Annotated in this window: 1 protein-coding gene; it reads left to right on the forward strand. The window is 53.3% G+C overall.

All coding sequences use genetic code 11. The features are described 5' to 3' along the window. Positions 1 to 71: 71 nt before the first annotated feature. Positions 72 to 1,057 (forward strand): ISKra4 family transposase gene (locus tag IQ273_RS33395; RefSeq protein ID WP_194027354.1). Its coding sequence is split into 2 segments (ribosomal slippage), with 984 coding nucleotides annotated over them: positions 72 to 227 and positions 230 to 1,057; the frame shifts between segments, so codons are not numbered across the junction. This gene is flagged as partial in the annotation.

Here is a 1,057-nt window from a genome sequence, read left to right on the forward strand (position 1 = left end):
GGGAGCATGTCAGGTTTGCAAGGAGGGTTGAAATAGGTGAGGATGCCAGTGTTGACCTAGCGACCTAACCGATGACCCCCGAGAAAGCAGCCCAACTCAAAACCCACCTTGAGGCTATCGCTGAACTGCTCTATAAGGAGAGTGATCCGGCTGAGATGCAGACCTTGGAGGAGATTGAGATGACAGTGCGTAAGCAAATTCAGGCGTATGTCAGCCCAGAACTCGGCCATTTTTTATCCGCACGGTTAGTGGCACAACAGCCGGACGTACCCGGCATTTGAAAAGTACCTTGGGCGAGTTGAGCGTCACCACCCGTCAGGCGGAACGACTGTCGGTGCCGGTCTATCGTCAGTTAAGCCCTCATCTAGAAAACTGTTGCTTGCGCGTGAGTGCGAATGTCTCCTACGAACAGGCGGCCAAAGACGTCGGGTATTTGACAGGTATCCGGGTTCCAGCCAAGACCCAGCAGCGATTGGTACAGCAGCAGAGCTTCCCTCACCCTAAGACCGATGAGGCGTTGAGCGAACTCAGTGTGGATGGCGGTAAAGTACGCATCCGAACGGCTTTAGGCGAGATTTGCCAATGGGCAGACTACAAAGCCATTGCTACCGAAGTCGGAATCGTAGCGGCTTACCACGAGAATGCTGTCCTCATTGATTGGACGAACCAGCAATCTTTAGCGTCCCCGGTAACCTGTTTAGGTGATGGCCATGATGGCATTTGGAACATCGTGGCTCAGATTAGCACCCCAGAGGAGCGCCGAGAGATTCTCGATTGGTATCATCTCGTTGAAAACCTCCATAAAGTGGGTGGGTCGCCTAAGCGGCTTCATCAAGCCGAAGCCTTACTCTGGCAGGGCAAGGTCGATGACGTCTTAGCACTCTTTGAGCCCTTGAGCAAAAAGCAGGCCCAGGCCTTTTGCAACTACCTCCGCAAGCATCGCCACCGCATTGTCAATTACGACTATTATCAGCGCGAACAAATCTGCTCGATTGGCTCAGGGGCTGTTGAATCGGCCATCAAGCAAATCAGCCGCAGAGTCAAGATTTCAGGGGCT

Origin of the sequence: Nodosilinea sp. LEGE 07298, from assembly GCF_015207265.1 — a bacterium.
In the GTDB taxonomy this organism is placed as follows: domain Bacteria; phylum Cyanobacteriota; class Cyanobacteriia; order Phormidesmidales; family Phormidesmidaceae; genus Nodosilinea.